General features: G+C 58.8%; 17 protein-coding genes and 1 tRNA gene. 13 read left to right on the top strand and 5 right to left on the bottom strand.

Translation table 11 applies throughout. From position 1 onward, the window contains the following. Positions 1 to 51: 51 nt before the first annotated feature. Positions 52 to 1059 carry an SPFH domain-containing protein gene (locus VWN43_RS12605; protein WP_320181536.1) on the top strand — a complete coding sequence of 336 codons (1008 nt, stop codon included), beginning with the start codon at positions 52 to 54 and terminating at the stop codon, positions 1057 to 1059. An 11-nt stretch (positions 1060 to 1070) separates the two neighbouring features. After that, positions 1071 to 1544 carry an NfeD family protein gene (locus tag VWN43_RS12600; protein ID WP_320181537.1) on the top strand — a complete coding sequence of 158 codons (474 nt, stop codon included), beginning with the start codon at positions 1071 to 1073 and terminating at the stop codon, positions 1542 to 1544. 1 nt (position 1545) lies between these two features. On the opposite strand, the gene VWN43_RS12595 is transcribed toward VWN43_RS12600, so the two are convergent. Continuing rightward, a complete protein-coding gene (locus VWN43_RS12595) occupies positions 1546 to 2496 on the bottom strand; it encodes a complex I NDUFA9 subunit family protein (RefSeq protein ID WP_320181538.1) in 951 nt (316 codons plus the stop codon). 172 nt (positions 2497 to 2668) lie between these two features. Between VWN43_RS12595 and VWN43_RS12590 the strand changes: the two genes are divergently transcribed. Both VWN43_RS12590 and VWN43_RS12585 read left to right on the top strand, forming a co-directional pair. Beyond that, a tRNA-Leu gene (locus VWN43_RS12590) sits at positions 2669 to 2755 on the top strand. A 218-nt stretch (positions 2756 to 2973) separates the two neighbouring features. Then, the gene (locus VWN43_RS12585; protein ID WP_320181539.1) at positions 2974 to 4194 is read left to right on the top strand and encodes a tyrosine-type recombinase/integrase; all 1221 of its coding nucleotides are present in this window, start codon (positions 2974 to 2976) and stop codon (positions 4192 to 4194) included. Positions 4195 to 4217: 23 nt separating this feature from the next. On the opposite strand, the gene VWN43_RS12580 is transcribed toward VWN43_RS12585, so the two are convergent. Continuing rightward, positions 4218 to 4439 carry a helix-turn-helix transcriptional regulator gene (locus tag VWN43_RS12580; RefSeq protein ID WP_320181540.1) on the bottom strand — a complete coding sequence of 74 codons (222 nt, stop codon included), beginning with the start codon at positions 4437 to 4439 and terminating at the stop codon, positions 4218 to 4220. Between the two features lie 371 nt (positions 4440 to 4810). Between VWN43_RS12580 and VWN43_RS12575 the strand changes: the two genes are divergently transcribed. The 6 genes from VWN43_RS12575 (at position 4811) to VWN43_RS12550 (ending at position 12125) form a co-directional block, all read left to right on the top strand. Beyond that, positions 4811 to 5125 (top strand): HigA family addiction module antitoxin, encoded by a 315-nt coding sequence (locus VWN43_RS12575; RefSeq protein ID WP_330767540.1) that lies wholly within the window; start codon positions 4811 to 4813, stop codon positions 5123 to 5125. Positions 5126 to 5155: 30 nt separating this feature from the next. Beyond that, a complete protein-coding gene (hsdR, locus tag VWN43_RS12570) occupies positions 5156 to 7537 on the top strand; it encodes an EcoAI/FtnUII family type I restriction enzme subunit R (protein WP_320181542.1) in 2382 nt (793 codons plus the stop codon). A 62-nt stretch (positions 7538 to 7599) separates the two neighbouring features. After that, positions 7600 to 9108 (top strand): class I SAM-dependent DNA methyltransferase, encoded by a 1509-nt coding sequence (locus VWN43_RS12565; RefSeq protein WP_320181543.1) that lies wholly within the window; start codon positions 7600 to 7602, stop codon positions 9106 to 9108. Further along, complete coding sequence (locus tag VWN43_RS12560) at positions 9108 to 10907, top strand: restriction endonuclease subunit S (RefSeq protein ID WP_320181544.1); 1800 nt, start codon at positions 9108 to 9110, stop codon at positions 10905 to 10907. Before VWN43_RS12565 ends, VWN43_RS12560 begins: the two co-directional genes overlap by 1 nt. A 607-nt stretch (positions 10908 to 11514) precedes the next feature. After that, entirely contained in the window at positions 11515 to 11745 is a 231-nt protein-coding gene (locus VWN43_RS12555; protein ID WP_320181545.1) for a hypothetical protein, read from the top strand. Next, positions 11742 to 12125 (top strand): DUF3768 domain-containing protein, encoded by a 384-nt coding sequence (locus VWN43_RS12550; RefSeq protein WP_320181546.1) that lies wholly within the window; start codon positions 11742 to 11744, stop codon positions 12123 to 12125. Before VWN43_RS12555 ends, VWN43_RS12550 begins: the two co-directional genes overlap by 4 nt. 41 nt (positions 12126 to 12166) lie before the next feature. Here the strand turns inward: VWN43_RS12550 and VWN43_RS12545 are convergent, their stop codons facing one another. Continuing rightward, positions 12167 to 12982, bottom strand: coding sequence for an HNH endonuclease (locus VWN43_RS12545; protein ID WP_320181547.1), 816 nt, complete (start codon positions 12980 to 12982; stop codon positions 12167 to 12169). 249 nt (positions 12983 to 13231) lie between these two features. Between VWN43_RS12545 and VWN43_RS12540 the strand changes: the two genes are divergently transcribed. From VWN43_RS12540 to VWN43_RS12530, 3 genes are all read left to right on the top strand, one after another. Then, the gene (locus VWN43_RS12540; RefSeq protein ID WP_320181548.1) at positions 13232 to 13456 is read left to right on the top strand and encodes a hypothetical protein; all 225 of its coding nucleotides are present in this window, start codon (positions 13232 to 13234) and stop codon (positions 13454 to 13456) included. A gap of 167 nt (positions 13457 to 13623) precedes the next feature. Further along, positions 13624 to 14232 carry a DUF6088 family protein gene (locus VWN43_RS12535; RefSeq protein WP_320181549.1) on the top strand — a complete coding sequence of 203 codons (609 nt, stop codon included), beginning with the start codon at positions 13624 to 13626 and terminating at the stop codon, positions 14230 to 14232. After that, positions 14225 to 15274 carry a nucleotidyl transferase AbiEii/AbiGii toxin family protein gene (locus VWN43_RS12530; protein ID WP_320181550.1) on the top strand — a complete coding sequence of 350 codons (1050 nt, stop codon included), beginning with the start codon at positions 14225 to 14227 and terminating at the stop codon, positions 15272 to 15274. Before VWN43_RS12535 ends, VWN43_RS12530 begins: the two co-directional genes overlap by 8 nt. A gap of 11 nt (positions 15275 to 15285) precedes the next feature. Here VWN43_RS12530 and VWN43_RS12525 read toward each other — a convergent pair whose 3' ends face one another. Both VWN43_RS12525 and VWN43_RS12520 read right to left on the bottom strand, forming a co-directional pair. Beyond that, complete coding sequence (locus VWN43_RS12525; RefSeq protein ID WP_320181551.1) at positions 15286 to 16227, bottom strand: HEPN domain-containing protein; 942 nt, start codon at positions 16225 to 16227, stop codon at positions 15286 to 15288. A gap of 51 nt (positions 16228 to 16278) precedes the next feature. Continuing rightward, complete coding sequence (locus VWN43_RS12520; RefSeq protein WP_320181552.1) at positions 16279 to 16479, bottom strand: conjugal transfer protein TraD; 201 nt, start codon at positions 16477 to 16479, stop codon at positions 16279 to 16281. Positions 16480 to 16512 lie beyond the last annotated feature (33 nt).

Here is a 16512-nt window from a genome sequence, read left to right as displayed (position 1 = left end):
TGCCGCCAGCCCCACGCGCGCTACGATGCGGGCGAATAGAGGAGGGTCGTGATGCTTGGTGGTACGCTTGTCCTGATGCTGCTGGTCCTGGTCGTTGTCATGTTCCTGGTGATGGGCGTGCGCATCGTGAAACAGGGCTTCGTCTACACCATCGAACGGCTCGGGAAATATCACCTCGCCGCCGATCCCGGCCTGCACATCATCTACCCCTTCATCGATCGCGTCGGTCACAAGATCAACATGATGGAGCAGGTGCTTGATATTCCGGGACAGGAAATCATCACCAAGGACAACGCCATGGTCGGCGTGGATGCGGTGGTGTTCTTCCAGGTGCTCGATGCGGGCAAGGCGGCTTACGAGGTGTCGGGCCTCCACAATGCGATCCTTGCGCTGACGACGACCAATCTGCGCACGGTGATGGGTTCGATGGACCTCGACGAGACGCTGTCGAAGCGGGACGAGATCAACGCCCGGCTGCTCAGCGTGGTCGATCACGCCACTTCGCCGTGGGGGATCAAGATCACCCGGGTGGAAATCAAGGACATCCGCCCGCCGGTCGATATCTCCGAAGCCATGGCACGGCAGATGAAGGCCGAACGCCTCAAGCGTGCCGAAATCCTCGAGGCCGAAGGCGACAAGACCAGCTCGATCCTGCGCGCCGAGGGCCGCAAGCAATCCGCCATCCTCGAAGCCGAGGGCAAACGCGAAGCGCAGTTCCGCGATGCCGAAGCGCGCGAGCGCGCGGCGCAGGCCGAAGCCAAGGCGACCGAGATGGTTTCCAACGCCATCGCTTCCTCGGGCAACCAGGCGATCAATTACTTCATCGCGCAGGAATACACCAAGGCGGTGGGCAAGTTCGCCGACAGCCCGAACACCAAGACCATCCTGTTCCCGGTCGAAGCAACCCAGCTGATCGGCTCGCTCGGCGGTATCGGCGAACTGATCAAGGGCACGTTCGACGGTGTCGAGGGTACGGTGGACAGCGGTATGCCGATCCCCGCCGGCCGCGATACCACGCCCCCGCGCCGCACCAGCGTCCCGCGTTCGCGCGGCGAGTGAGCACAGCCGCGATGGATGGCATCGAATCCTACTGGATCTGGCTGATCCTCGGCCTCGCCCTGGCCACGCTCGAGATGGTCGTGCCCGGGGTCTATCTGATCTGGCTGGCGATGGCGGCGCTGGGCATCGCGGTGCTGGCCTTCGTCTCGGCGCCCCCGCTGGCGCTGCAGATCATCGCCTGGCTGTCGCTCTCGCTGATCCTCGCCTTTTCGGCAAAGCGCTGGCTGCGCGACCGCCCGGTCAGCTCCTCCGACCCGTTGCTCAACAACCGCGTCGGCCGGCTCCACGGCGAAACCGCACTGGTGACGCAGGCGATCGAAAGCGGCTCGGGCCGGGTGAAGGTGGGTGATAGCGAATGGATCGCGCGCGGAGCGGATACGGCGGCGGGTGCGCGCGTGCGCATCATCGGCAGCAATGGCGCCGAACTGCTGGTCGAGCCGGTCGCGCTGCTCGAGGACGATAGCCCGCCCGGGGGCGAGGCCTAGCTCAGCCGTTCAGCGCTTCGGTGAAGCGGCCGTGCTTGCGGTAGCGCACCATCCATTTGTCGAGGAACAGGCCCAGCGGCTTGGGGTCGATGCCCAGCTTCGCGAACCCCGGAAACTCGCCCGAGACGACATTGCCCTGCTTGAGCAGCTTCCACTGGTCGCTACCCATCGGCGTGCCCGGCAGCGCGGCAAAGGTCGCCGAAAGCGCATCGGGCATCGCCAGGAAAGTGCGCTTGCGCTGCTGCGCGGCGGCGATCGCCTCGTTGATCTGCATCATCGACATCTGCTCGGGCCCGCCAAGCTCGTAGATCTTGCCGCCGAACGTGCCCGGGTCCTCGAGCGCGCGCACCGCCGCTTCGGCGACATCGTCGACATAGACCGGCTGCAGCTTCGCCTCGGGCGCGAAGACCGGCAACACGGGCAGCGCCGAAATCAGCCCGGCGAACATGTTGATGAAATTGTCGTCCTTGCCGAACAATATGCTCGGCCGCAGGATGGTCGCCTTGGGAAAGGCGGCAAGCACGCGCTCCTCGCCCAGCTTCTTGGCCGCGGCATATTCGATCTCGGTGCCCTCCTCGAGCTCTGCCGCGATCGCGCTGACATGGACGAACGCGCTTGCGCCTTCCTTCGCGGCGGCCTCGGCCATCCAGCCCGGTGCTTCGCCCATCAGCCGGCGCAGATTGCCACCAAATGCGCCGACGAGGTTGATCACCGCATCCGCTCCGACGAGGCAGCGCTCGACCGACTGGCGATCGTTCGCATCGCAGCGCGCGAACTGCATCTGGCCGAGGTTGGCGAGCGGCTTGAGCTTGAACGCCTTTTCGGGATTGCGGCTGGCGATCCGCACCCGCGCACCGCGCTCGAGCAGCGCCTGCGCCACGTAATTGCCGATAAAGCCGCTGCCGCCCATCAGCACTACCAGTCTGCCGTTCAACGCGCCGCTTTTCGCCATGGTATTCGCCTGTTTCCTCGAAGGGAGAAGTGTCGCCACGCCCCTAGCCTCAACCCCCGCTGCGCCGCAAGCGTTCCGGCGGGTGTGAAAGGCGTTGACAGGTAAGCCACTGCTTCGCTAGTGGCCCGCGCCTACCCGCAGCCGTGCTACGACGACCGGCCAGCGACAGTGTGCCCAGATGGCGGAATTGGTAGACGCGCATGCTTCAGGTGCATGTATCCGCAAGGGTGTGGAGGTTCGAGTCCTCTTCTGGGCACCATCAACTCATTCCAAACCATCCCAAAAGGGTCGACAAAACGGCAGAATTCTGCCATTTTCGAGCCTCACCTATCCCGGAATGTGTCAGGCGATTTCAGGCAATCCGGGGCCATGGCGTGCCAGAAAAAGGGCGATATGGCCCCGCTCGAAGCTCTCATGGCCCCATGACCCTATTGCACCCTCGTCGACCTTCTCCGGAAACGTTGAGGAGATTCGATCGTGGCGCTCACAGACATGCAAATTCGGAACATCCGTCCGACTGGGAAGATATCCCAGCATACGGATGAGCGCGGCCTTTACCTGGAGGTCCAAGTCAGCGGATCGAAGCTATGGCGGTACAAATACCGTTATATGGGGAAGCAGAAGCGGCTTGCGCTTGGTCGCTATCCGGACGTCGGTCTCGCCGAAGCTCGCAAGAGGCGGGACGATGCGCGGTCCAAGCTGGATGCGGGCAAGGACCCACTGGCTGAGCGCAAGCGTGAAAAGCTTGTCGCGGCGTTCAACGCGGCAAATACTTTTGTTGAGATCGCCAGGGAGTATATCGACAAGCGGGTCGCTGAAGGACAGTCGGAGGCGACCACGCAGAAAGCCAACTGGCTCCTCGAGCAGCTCAAGCCGATCTGGACCTTCCCAGTCGCGGACATCAAGCCTGTGGACTTGCTGGCTGCGCTCAAGCGGATTGAGGCGCGGGGGAAGTATGAAACCGCGCGGCGTTGCCGATCCTTTGCGGGCCGTGTCTTCCGCTATGCCGTCGCTACCGGACGCGGCGAGACGGATCCCAGTTCAATTCTGCGCGGCGCGCTGGTCGTGCCAAAGGTCACGCATCACGCGGCAATTCTTGATCCCAAGCAAATGGGTGAGTTGCTGCGCGCAATGGACGCATATGCGGGCAATGCAGTCACGCGACTTGCTATGCAGATGTCGGCGCACGTCATGGCGCGACCGGGTGAGATCCGCATGGCAAAGTGGTCTGAGATCGACTTCGACAATGCGGTCTGGAAAATTCCCGCCGAGCGCATGAAGATGCGCCGCGCGCATGAAGTTCCGTTGTCACGCCAGGTGCTCACCTATCTTGAAGAGCTCTTCGCTCTCACGGGGCCCGACGGGTTTGTCTTTCCGGCCTTCCATACTTGGCGACGTCCAATGAGCGAGAACACCGTCAATCAGGCCTTTCGCCGCATGGGCTATGCGACTGGTGAAGTGACGGCGCATGGGTTGCGAACCACCGCGTCGACCTTCCTCAACGAAAGCGGCAAGTGGTCGCCGGACGCCATCGAACGGTCGCTCGCTCATGCCGACGCCAACAGCGTTAGGGCAGTCTACAACCGGGGGCGCTACTGGGAGGAGCGCGTGACCATGCATCAATGGTGGAGCGATCATCTCGACATGCTGCGCGATGGCGCGGAAATCATGCAGATCAGCAAATCGGCAAGATTGTAGCTGCACAGCATGATTGTTCCGAACTAGTCAGAACTAGCCCCTCTTCGCGCTTCAGGTACGCGATAACCCGGCGGGTTTGCCACCCAGCGGTTGATCTCAGCTTCGCTCCAGCCCGCCCCATGGACACTGATCGGTATCTGCGGCGGGAACGTCCCTTCGGCGATCTTGCGGTATACGGTCGACCGCGACAGCCCTGTGCGGTGAAGAACGGTCTTGAGGCGGATGATACGGTCTGGATCTGGCATGTTCGGCATTCCATTGATTGGTGGTCGCTGACACCCCCTGCGATGAAATTGATGGTCTTGTCCGATGAGGAAAGAGCTACTTGCGCCGATCGAAGACAGGCGCGCAAAAGGCGGCTCCCGGTGACCTCTAACTGTATGGCGTCACTTGACGCCATACAGTTAGAGGATAGAAACCTTCATGCGAATCAACAACGTGACCCACTAAGGGTTGCGGCGCTTCATTGGGATTGACGATGCCAGCAGCTTGCAGCTCGCTGTTGTCTCCAAGGTGCGGCGGATCGTGTCGTTCTTCCAAGACATGGAGCGTCATCGACCTTGATTATGAAGACTACCCTTAGGAGGTGGCCATGAGCGCGACTGCAGGCATCCGCATGAAGAACCCCGCACATCCGGGCGGCTTCGTGAAGTCGGAGATTATCGAGCCGCTTGGCCTTTCGGTGACTGCGGCGGCGCAGGTTCTGGGCGTTACCCGCGCGACGCTTTCGACCTTGCTTAATGAGCATTCGCAGCTTTCTTCGGAAATGGCGCTGCGGATCGAAAAGGCTTTCGGCGTCCCGATGGACACGCTTATGCGGATGCAGAACAGTTACGATATTGCTCAAGCCCGGAAACGCGAAGGGGAGATCAAGGTTGCCCGTTTTGCGGGGCTAGATCGACCGATCGGTTCACAAGGGGCGAGTGTGTAAAGCTTCTTGCGAGCTTTTTTGGGGGCAAAGATGGACACCGAAGCAGATACGTGCCGCAAAGAAGTAGTCCCCAAGTTGGTGGAAGCCGGGTGGGATAACGCGCCCCATGCCATCAATGAGCAACGCACCTTCACTGACGGCCGAATTGTCTTTGTCGGGGGTAAGGCCCGGCGCGGACGCCAAAAACGCGCTGACTTTATCCTTCGCTATCGTACCGATTTCCCTATCGCGGTTGTCGAGGCAAAATCGAAATACAAGCATGCGGCCGATGGGCTTCAGCAAGCTCGCGAGTATGCCGAGATACTGGGCCTAAAGTTTGCCTATTCCACGAATGGGCGTGAAATCATCGAGATTGACTACACGACCGGCATCGAGCGTGAAGTGTCTTCCTATCCTTCGCCTGAGGAGCTTTGGGCCCGTCTCTCGGAGACTGAGGAAATCACTCCTGAGATTAAGGCGCATCTCCTCTCTCCGACCTATCCTGATAAATCGAAGCCGCTACGCTATTATCAGGAGATTGCGGTCAACCGCGCGGTCCAGGCAGTCCTGCAAGACCGCAAGCGCGTTCTGCTAACCTTGTGCACCGGCGCAGGAAAGACAGCCGTCGCGTTCCAGATTTCTTGGAAGCTCTGGAACGGGGGTTGGAATGCGAAAGGGACCAATCGTAAACCCAAGATTCTCTTCCTCGCGGACCGCAATGTCCTCGTAGACGATCCCAAGGACAAGGATTTCAGCGTTTTTGGCGACGCCCGCTTCAAGATCAGCGGAGGGGAAATCAGCAAGGGGCGCGACATTTACTTCGCGATATATCAGGCGATCGCTGGCAACGAAGCGCGCGACGGCATTTACAAAGATTATGCGAAGGACTTCTTTGACCTAATTATCGTTGATGAGTGCCATCGCGGCAGCGCTCGCGATGACAGCAACTGGCGCGAAATTCTTGAATGGTTCGATCAAGCCCATCAAATCGGCATGACGGCCACGCCTAAGCGCGAAGACAATGCCGATACCTACAGCTATTTCGGCGACCCCATATACGAATACAGCTTGGCGCAAGGCATCGCAGACGGCTTTCTCGCGCCTTATCGAGTCCATCGGGTTATCTCCGACTTCGATGCTGTTGGATGGCGACCGTCAAAAGGGGAGTTAGATCGCTACGGACGAGAAATTCCGGACTCGGAATACGGAACTCGTGATTTCGAAAGGGTCATCGCAGTGCGCTCGCGAACCGAAGCGTTTGCGGGACACCTAAGCACTTTCATGAAGGAAACGGATCGGTTTGCAAAAACCATAGTGTTCTGCGTGAACCAGGAACACGCACTGGAAATGCGAAATGCATTGGCCCGTTTGAACGCCGATCTGGTGAAAGACTATCCAGACTATGTATGTCGGGTAACGTCCGACGAAGGGGACATCGGCTCAGGTCACCGTGCCAATTTTCAGGACATCGACAAACGCACACCTGTCATTCTAACCACATCGCAATTGCTTACGACCGGCGTAGATGCCCCCACCTGCAAGAACGTTGTCCTGGCACGCGTCGTTGGATCCATGCCAGAGTTCAAGCAGATCATCGGACGCGGCACTCGGCTTCGAGCCGACTATGGCAAACTGGCGTTCAACATCATTGATTACACCGGAACGGCGACAGAGAAGTTCGCTGATCCCGCTTTTGATGGTGATCCGGTCAGAGAGCGCGAAGAGGTCATCAACGAAGAGGGTGACGTCATCGAAGAAGCCGACGTTTCCCCAGAAACAGACTTTAGCAATGAGGTTGATGACACCGCGTTCGAAGACCCAGTTGATGGCGGCTTGCCTGAGGAGATTGAGTCGGACGGCCCGAGAAAGTTCTATTATGATGGCGGCAAAGTCGAGATTATCAGGCAGCTGGTTTACGAACTCGACTCTGATGGCAAGAAGCTGGCCTGCCGTCATCTAACCGACTACACAGGCGATAAGGTTCGCACGCTATACCCGAATGCCTCCGAACTTCGTAAAGATTGGCTGGACCCTACCCGCCGTGCGGAAATTATCGATCAGCTCGAAGAAAAAGGGATCGATCCCGGCACTCTGGGCGAATCCGTTGGAAAGCCAGACGCGGATCCCTTCGATCTATTGTGCCATCTCGCCTACAACGCACCCTTGCGGACTCGGCGCGAGCGAGCCGACAGTCTCAAACGAAACGAAACAGAGTTTTTTGCCAAGCACGGCCCAGAGGCACGCGAGGTTCTCGACGCCCTAATAGAAAAATACGCCGAGCATGGCGCGGCTCAATTTACCCTTCCCGATGTACTCGAAATTCCGCCCTTCAACGATTGGGGCAACGTGATCGAGATCGCCGCCCGTTTCGGCGGAGGCAAAGCAATGCGTGAAGCCGTCAACGAACTCCAGATGCGCCTCTACGGCGCCTAGAAAGAAAACTGTAAGTGACACGTCGAACTAAATCCAAAGCACCTCTCACCACAGCTCAGCGCTTGGACAGCATCATAAAGTCTGCGCGCAAGATCATGCGCAAGGACAAAGGTCTAAACGGGGACCTTGATCGGCTTCCCATGCTCACTTGGATCATGTTCCTCAAATTTCTCGACGACATGGAATTGATCGAAGAGGAAAAGGCTGAGATGTCTGGCAAGCGCTTTCGCGGTGCAATTGAAGCGCCTTATCGCTGGCGGGATTGGGCTGCGGACGAGGCGGGCATCACGGGACCAGATCTGCTTCACTTTCTGACGGCAGAAGAAGCCGAACTTCCGGACGGTTCCACGGGGCCGGGCCTCTTTGCCTATCTCAAGGGCCTGCGCGGAGATAACGGCAAGCGCGACAGGAAGGATGTTGTCGCAACCGTATTTCGTGGGCTCACGAACCGCATGGAAAGCGGCTACTTGCTACGGGATGTGATCAACCTCGTTCACGGCATCCATTTTGATTCTTCCGAGGAGGTCCACACACTTGGACGGCTCTATGAAACCTTACTGCGCGAAATGCGTGATGCAGCGGGTGACAGCGGAGAATTCTACACTCCGCGTCCGATCGTCCGTTTCATGGTCCAAGTTACCGATCCGAAGATTGGCGAGAAGGTTCTCGATCCAGCATGTGGTACTGGCGGATTTCTGACCGAAGCCTTCACCCATATGGCCGATCAGGCCAACACGGTGGAAAAGCACAAGACCTTACAGGAAAGCAGCATTTTTGGCGGGGAAGCCAAATCCCTGCCTTTCCTGTTGGTGCAGATGAATTTGCTGCTGCACGGGCTTGAGGCGCCGCAGATCGATCCGGGCAATTCGCTCAGTACGCGCCTTGCAGAGATTGGTGAGGCTGACCGCTTTGAAGTGATCCTGTCGAACCCGCCTTTTGGGGGCGAGGAGGAAACTGGCATCCTCAACAACTTTCCCGAAGACCGCCGGACAACAGAAACAGCGCTACTGTTTTTGCAAATGATCATGCGCCGGCTGAAACGGCGCGGGAAAGGCCGCGCCGCCGTTGTTGTTCCGCATGGTGTGCTGTTTGGCACCGGCATTGCCGCGCGGATCAAGGCGGACTTGATCCGCGAATTTAATCTACATACCGTACTGCGCCTGCCTGAAGGTGTGTTCGCGCCCTACACGGATATTCCAACCAATGTGATCTTCTTCGATACCGCCAAAGCTACGGGCGATATCTGGTATTACGAACAGCCGAAGCCTGAAGGCCGGAAGAAGTATTCCAAAACCGCACCGCTGACTTCACCAGAATTACAGCCATGCTTGGACTGGTGGAGCGACAGAACACCCAACGAACAGGCCTGGAAAATCAAGGGCACCGATCTGATCGAAACCGATGAGGCAGGCCGCGTTGTCGCCTGCAACCTGGATCAGAAAAATCCCAATGCGGGCGGTGTGATCGATCACCGCACACCTTTGGAGATCGTGGACAGCATTTCAGCAAAGGAAGAGCGGATTTTAGGGATCGTGAGCGACATCAAGCGCACACTGGCGGAGCTGGCGTAGTGGCCTGGAAATCAGTGCCGCTTGGTGAGGTGGTGTCAGTTTCGATCGAAACTGTCGAGATTGACCCCACTGCAGCTTATCAGATGGCCGGGGTTTACAGCTTTGGGCGAGGCCTGTTCAGGCGAGAACCCCTGTCTGGCGCCGAAACATCATACAAACGGTTCCACAAATTGTCTGAAGGGATGATCGTCCTCAGCCAACTGAAGGCATGGGAAGGAGCGATCGCGCTTGTCGATAAACGCCATGCAGATTGTTTTCTCTCGACGCAATTTCCGACTTTTCGCTGCGACTCGGTTAGCGCCGATAGCGAATTTATCGCCTGGTTCTTACGACTGCCTTCCGTTTGGGAAAGGCTGCGTCAAGGCGCAAGGGGGATGGGCGCACGACGGGATACCGTTTCGCCAACGAAGTTCTTGGAACTTGAAATCCCGCTTCCCTCGCTAGACGAACAGCACGCCATCGCGCAGCGCCTAAATTATGTAGAGGCGCATTTGCAGGAGCGTGCAACGGTTCTTCAGGCGCTTGAGCGCGAGACCAGAGCGATGTTGCAAAACGCATTCAATAAGATCGTGGAAGGGGCAGACTATCGCCCGCTAGGAGAAGTAGCCCCTCTGGTGCGAAGACCCGTTGAGGTGGAGCTCGACGGAGAATATCCTGAGCTTGGCGTTCGTTCCTTTGGCAAAGGAACATTTCATAAGCCTGTGCTCACTGGTGCGGATGTTGGCAATAAGCGGTTATTTGAGATTCATGACGGTGATTTGCTGTTCAACATTGTGTTCGCTTGGGAAGGTGCGATCGCGGTTCCGGGCGAGAAGGATCATCAGCGAGTAGGTTCTCACCGATTTTTGACCTGCGTGCCTGAACCGGAATTGGCGACTGCCACTTTTCTGCGGTACTACCTCTTAAGCCCCGAGGGCCTGCACAAGATTGGTACAGCCTCACCAGGCGGCGCAGGCCGCAACCGGACCTTGGGGATCAAGAAAGCGGAGCAAATCACTGTGCCGGTTCCGTCTCTCGAAGCTCAGCTCGGCTTCGACAAGCTTTGCGCGTTGGCCGACGAAATACAGACGATCCGAGCGGAAACGGCAAAGGAAGCCGACGCATTGCTCCCCGCAATGTTGCATCAGATTTTTGAGCAGCAATCTTCCGCCTCGGCTGCACCAGCCGGAAAAACTGGCAATGTCGTATCACTCCCGGTTCCATCTGGCCGTAGTGAGGTTGACAGCCGGTTCAAGGAAGCCGTGCTTGTCGCTGCGATTATCAAAGCATTTCATGAGGAGGGCGGCCAACCGCTTGGCAATTTCCGGTTGCAGAAAGCGGTCTATTTCGCGCGAAGGTTTTTGGGCGAAACCGTTCTGGATGGCGAGTATCTTCGCAAAGCAGCAGGTCCGTATAACCCAACGATGCGCTATTCAGGCGGCATCAAAGTAGCGCTGGACAAGAACTGGATCACGCCAGCCTCCGGAAAATACGGGCCCGGGCACTCTCCCGGTGCAGCAATTGGTGAAGCGCAAAGCTGGATGGACAAATACAACTTTACCCAAGCCGCCGCATGGGTTCGCGATAAATTTAAATTCAAGCAGAAAGACATTTGGGAGCTGCTGGCGACAATCGATTACGCAATGCTAGCGCTCAGTCACCAGGGTACAAACCCCACTTCGCAGGCGGTTCTGAGTTACATCGACCAGGACCCGGAATGGCATCCGAAGATTGCCAAGCTCGGTCTCACGGAGCCTGCTATTCAAAATGCGATGGTGGAGCTGGAAAGCCTTTTTCCCGCCGCTATAGGCGCGAAGTGATTAAAGCGCCTTTGCCTCAGACCGTTTATTAAATCGGCGTAGGACATGGTGAAGGGTTGAGGCCAACATTGAGTTCGGACAGCAGATTGGGTGCTGCCCTCCGGGCGACCCGCTCTATCCGCTGCGCGGACCGGGCCTGTAGTCCCGGCCCATCCGGGTGACGATCGGGAGCAGTTCCAAGTTGAGCGGGAATTTCCGAAGGACGCGCTCGGTCCCGCGCATTCTGCGCTCCTGCGGGCGCGGTGTTCTTGTACTGACCCGCAGCCGCTCTCGCCTCTCTCCTTGCCGGGCAAGCGCCGGTCGCGCGCTCGCTTGAGACAGCGGCGCTGCATCTACGATGCAACAGCCTTGTCGCGCACTCGGCTTGCCGACACATCGCCCGACTGCGTCGCGCCGTGCGAGGGCGCCGTTTTTGTGAGCCGCTGACGCGGCCCGGGCAGCGCCTGACGGCGCAATCTTTTGTTGGAGGGAACGCCAAGGGCTTCGCCCTCTCGTTCCCAAACCGGAATCGACACCCCCGTGTGGCGGCCTTCGCCCGTTGGCCCGCGCCAGGGCATCGATTCCGGTTGTCCCTCCCCCTCCCATCCTCGCCGGAAGGCAGAGCCGCATGCCGCAGGCAGTGCGGCTTTCAGCCGGAGGAGAGCAGAAGGTGGGTGATTTGATGTTGAACTATCGCGCCTGCGGGGCGGAGTGCCGCGAGGACTGGCTGCGGATGCTGGCCAATGACAACGGGTTGCCGTTCGGGGCTGTGCAGCGTCTGGCGGAAAAACTGGGCGAGCGGCAGGATTTCGGCGAGCTGGTCAATTTATGCGAATGTGGCGTGAGGGCGGTGCAATGAGTGCTGGCACTCTTTCTCGCAGCGAACGGATCGCTCGGCTCAACGATAGGGCACGGCAAGCGATGGGTCTTGCCTGCGTTGCCGTGGTGACCGAGGGTTTCCGGGCCTTGCCCGAAGAGGATCAGTCGCATGTGCGCGAACTGGTTGAGACATTCGACGCCTTCACGCCGGATAGCGATCCTTACGGAGAACGCGATTTCGGGGCGATCTATCAAGATGGCGATGGCCGCTGGACTACTGAGCGACCGGCGCGGCCTGCCGAAACCGTATTCTGGAAGATCGATGCTTACGACCGCGACTTGCAGTTCGGTAGTGAGGATCCGGCCAATCCCGCTGTGACACGGCGGGTGCTGACCATCATGCTTGCCAGCGAATATTGAAGAAGGGCGGCAACTTGGAGTTCCGCGCGCCGCCTGACACGTCAGGCGGCGCGTTGATCCACGAAGCAGTGTTCGTTGTGCCAATCGAGAAACGCCGGTTCGGGATCGAACCGGATTGCTGATCGCAAAGTCGCCTTCTCGAATTGCGCAAAATAGTCGCGCGTCTCGCGGCTCTGGCTTTCGCGCAGTTGCCGCGAGACGCGAATGCGCCGTTGACGATCTACCGTGATAAGCCCGCGATCGAATGCGCGATCGAGCGTCGCTGACAGTAGAAGGCCATTGGCAGGATTGTGCCGGTTCTCGCTGTCTTTGCCCCATGGCTTGATGTGGCTCGCGGTTAGCAGGCGCGGATCGGCGATGCCGGTAACGCAACACGTCTCTTCGTAATTGGCGAGCACAGCGCGGCGAAAGAAGTCCTGGCCGATGCGTTGGTTGACGAGCGCCTGCGCCGTGGATTCGCCTTGATAGGGTTCGAACCGGAATTCGCTACGCTTCTCATTTAGGTGCGTCGGAGTGGGTGGTGCCTCGAACTGGCCGACCTGTGCAGTCCATAGGTCTTCGGCCCGCGAGACAAGTCCGGTCCAGTCCTGGCCAAACTCTGCATAAGTCGCGCGATCCAGCTTGGACGCACCATCCAGACCTTTCCGTCCGCTATCCGTGATCTTGGGGTCGAGGCTGGCGAAGTTGCACAGCTTCATCGCGACCGAGCTGTTTGTGCGCCCGAGCGCAGAGGCAAGCTCTTGGATTTCCGGATTGCCAGAGTGCAGCTTTCCGAACGGCAGCTGGAAATAGAGATACAGCGCAAGCACCGTCTCCTCTTCGCTCCAGCGTTTCCGTGAACTGCCCTCGATTGCCATGGCGAAGGTTTGGGCGAGAGTGATCCAGCGCGCAAGTGTGACGGTTCGCCATGTGTTTGCATGCCTTGCGATCAGGCGGTTCCGTTCTTGAGCACATAACTGGCCACACGCGGTCAGCCTTCAATGCCCGGCCCGCGCCGGTTCCCCCGGGCTCCGCCGGGGTCACCCGTGTTGGACATGAATTCTGCCCTTGGCCGTGCGGCCTTCCCGTTTGGTGCAACGAGCCACCACACACGAAAGGAAATCATTATGGCACGCAGCAATACCGCACCCGCGCAGGAAACCAATCCGCCGGACTTCCTCGCCTGGCATGTCGCCAACAAGGGCGACAAGGGCTTCTGGACCCGTATCGGAGCCGCGTGGTTCCATCGCGACCGCAAGGGGCTTTCGCTTCAACTGGAGATGGTGCCGATCAATGGCCGGATCGTCTTGCGTACGCCGCTGGACGACGAGAAGAAGGAACCGGGCGCTTAGCGCCCGGCCTTCATAGAAGACCCGCTTGGTGCGCTGCTTTGTGAGGCGTGGCGGGCTTTGTTGTAATCCTTGTACGGGCGCATTTAGCCACCGGCAGTCTCTCCCGCTCTGAGCTAATTGCTTGTTAGAAATATCTATGCTAATTTCTAACAGAAAGGAGGCCCGGAATGGCCGCGATGGTCGACAGAATCATGAAGCGCGTGCGCAGCAAAGGCCGTGGCTGGGCCTTTACGCCCAAAGACTTCATAGACTTCGGCACGCGCGGTTCGGTCGACATGGCTCTATCGCGTCTCGCCAAATCTGGCCAGATTCGCCGTGTCGGACGCGGCATTTACGACTACCCCAGGCTGCATGGCAAGCTGGGCGCGCTCAGCCCTGATCCAGACAGTCTTGCCCGCGCTCTTGCAAGCAAGAGCGGCGACAGGATCGGACCCGCTGGGGCAGCGGCGGCAAATCGCCTTGGTCTCTCCACACAGGTTCCGGCGAAGTCTGCCTACGCCACCGATGGCGCAACGCGCACGAAACGGGTGGCAGGGCGTACTGTGGCGCTCAAGCATGCGCGCGCGCCCATACTCGATAAAGCATCCAATCAAGCCAACGCGGTGCTTCAGGCCATGGCGCATATCGGGAAGGACGGTATGGACAGCGACATCATCCATCAGTTTGCGGCCAGATTGGGCGACGCCGACATGAAGGCCCTGATTAATGCTCGCCCTCAAATGACCGGATGGATGGGCGACGTCGTGCTGCGGATCGCGGAGGCTCGGCATGGATGAGTTTGCCCGAAGGGACGCCGCGGACCGACGCGCCTTCATTGAGGAAGCCGCTGGAAGGCGCGATCTGACGCCAACGATCATCGAGAAAGACTTCTGGGTCTGCTGGACGCTGCGGCGGCTCATGACCTGCAAAGAGCTAAACGGTCATCTGATGTTCAAAGGCGGAACGTCGCTCTCCAAGGCTTACGACATCATTCACCGCTTCTCGGAAGACATCGATCTCACCATCAGCAAAGGCGCCCCGCGCGTTAGCGAAGTGAACTCGCCGATGGAGGACGGGATAAGCGGCAAAGAGCGACAACGCAGGACCAAGGCGCTCAAGGAAGCGGCGCAAGGCTATGTTGCCAAGGACATCATGCCAGTACTCGCCAGGGAAATCGAAGCCGCGCTGGGGACTGCCGATGGCTGGAACCTCGAATTCGACTCTGACGACAATGAACGTCAGACCCTGCTGTTCAATTACCCGCAAACTACCGGCTATGGCCTGAACTACGGCAACGACTATGGCGGAGACGCCGACGCAGGCTACATCAAGCCGCGCATCAAGCTCGAATTCGGCGCGCGCGGCGACACAGAGCCGTCAGAACTGAAGGCGATCACGTCCTATCTGGCCGCCGAATTTCCTGACGAATTGCCGGACGCGATCGCCGAAATCCCGACCTTGGCGGCGACCCGTACTTTTTGGGAAAAGGTGACGATCCTTCACATGCTGCACCACAGCGGCAAGCTTCGCGATGGGATGTCACGGCATTATTACGACACGCTCATGCTCGCGCATGCCGGTATCGATGCGAAAGCCTTATCGAAACCGGACCTGCTGGCCGAGGTGGTACACAACAAGAGCCTGATGTTTGCGGACAAATCGGCCTCATATGAGACGGCAGTGCTCGGATCCCTTCAGCTTTTACCATCGGAGGCAATCGCTGAAGACCTTAAACGAGACTACAGCGCCATGAGCGAAATGTTCATGCAAGAGCCGCCTACCTTTGCGGAATTGCTTGAAGGGATCGAGGCACTCCAAAAGCGACTGAACGCGGCCTAGCTTCGCGCTGGTCAAGGCTTCAATTCGTCCGACGCCTTCGCCTCGGCCTCGAGCTTTTCGATCCGTTGAGAGCACACCTCGTGCACGACACGGCCCAGTTCCTCGACCTGTTCGCCTAGCCATTCGAGCTCGTCTTTTGTGATCCGGTAGTGCTTCGAGTAGCGCGCCTTGACGTAGGCTTCCTTTAGCTTCTCGAAGCGCGCGCGGTCGCGCTTTGTTTCACGTGGCCAGACGTAGGTCAGACGCGGATCGGTACGTTCGGCCTGGGTGCGCAGGAAACCGAGATTGTGCACGTGCGGAGTGTAAAACGTGCAGACGAGAAGAACGGTATGGTAGAGACGCTCACACGCTTGGTGCAGGTCGAAAGCGGCTTTCTTTAGGTCGCCATCGTCAACCGCATGGCCGTATCCACGCATGAAGCTCTGAGCGCTCGGTAACCAATCCTCGAAATACTCCTTCGCCATCGCAAGCGCCTGTGTGGGCGTTTTGGGCTTAGGTGTATGCAGTTCGGTTTCGTCGAACTGGTACAGCGCCACCCCGTCCTGCTTTACGTCCATGAAGAAGTAGCGCCCGTGTGCAAGCCCGTCGTTCACCTCCTGAAGGGTGTGGACGATGAAATTCACCGGCGTTTTGAGCGTGCCGGTGACCCCGTACTCGCGCATCAGCCGGTCATCGAGCTTCGCCCAGTATTTGACCCGATCGGTAAGCCGCTTGTCGTTGACGATGATGAGCAAGTCATAGTCGGACTGGTATCCCTTGGCAGTGTGCGGCTCATCGACCCAGGTCCCTCGTGCATAGCTGCCGTAGAGAATGACCTTGAGGATCCGGCCGGCCTTCTTCCAGTCATGCTTTGCGAGAGCGAAGGCGTCATCGAACTCTTCAAAGATCAGCTGGACGACGCGTTCGAGCTCGCGCTGCTTTTGCGGCGGCAGATGATCGAGATCGGTACGCATCCTCTTCAGCTTAGCAAAGCCGGACTCAGCCTGCACCCTTAATTCGCTCCATTATTGTTTGAAGGCCCGGCCACCACGCCGCCGCCACAGGGTCAGAGCCTGTTCGCGTTCTTCGCCCTGAAGTTTGCCCGCGACCGTGAGGAACGCGCCGAGCAGGACCGCACGGTCATCGTCAGTCAATTCGATGAGCCCTGCCTTCTGGACCAAACCGCCCAGTTCGATCAATTGTCGCGTGCGTTCACGTCGTTTCATCGCCCAGTCCTTCTTCTCGGTGCGGCGCTGTCG

This window comes from Qipengyuania sp. HL-TH1, assembly GCF_036365825.1.
Taxonomy (GTDB): domain Bacteria; phylum Pseudomonadota; class Alphaproteobacteria; order Sphingomonadales; family Sphingomonadaceae; genus Qipengyuania; species Qipengyuania profunda.
The sequence above is the reverse complement of the archived record's forward strand: the minus strand, read 5'-3'. Positions and strand labels throughout refer to the sequence as shown.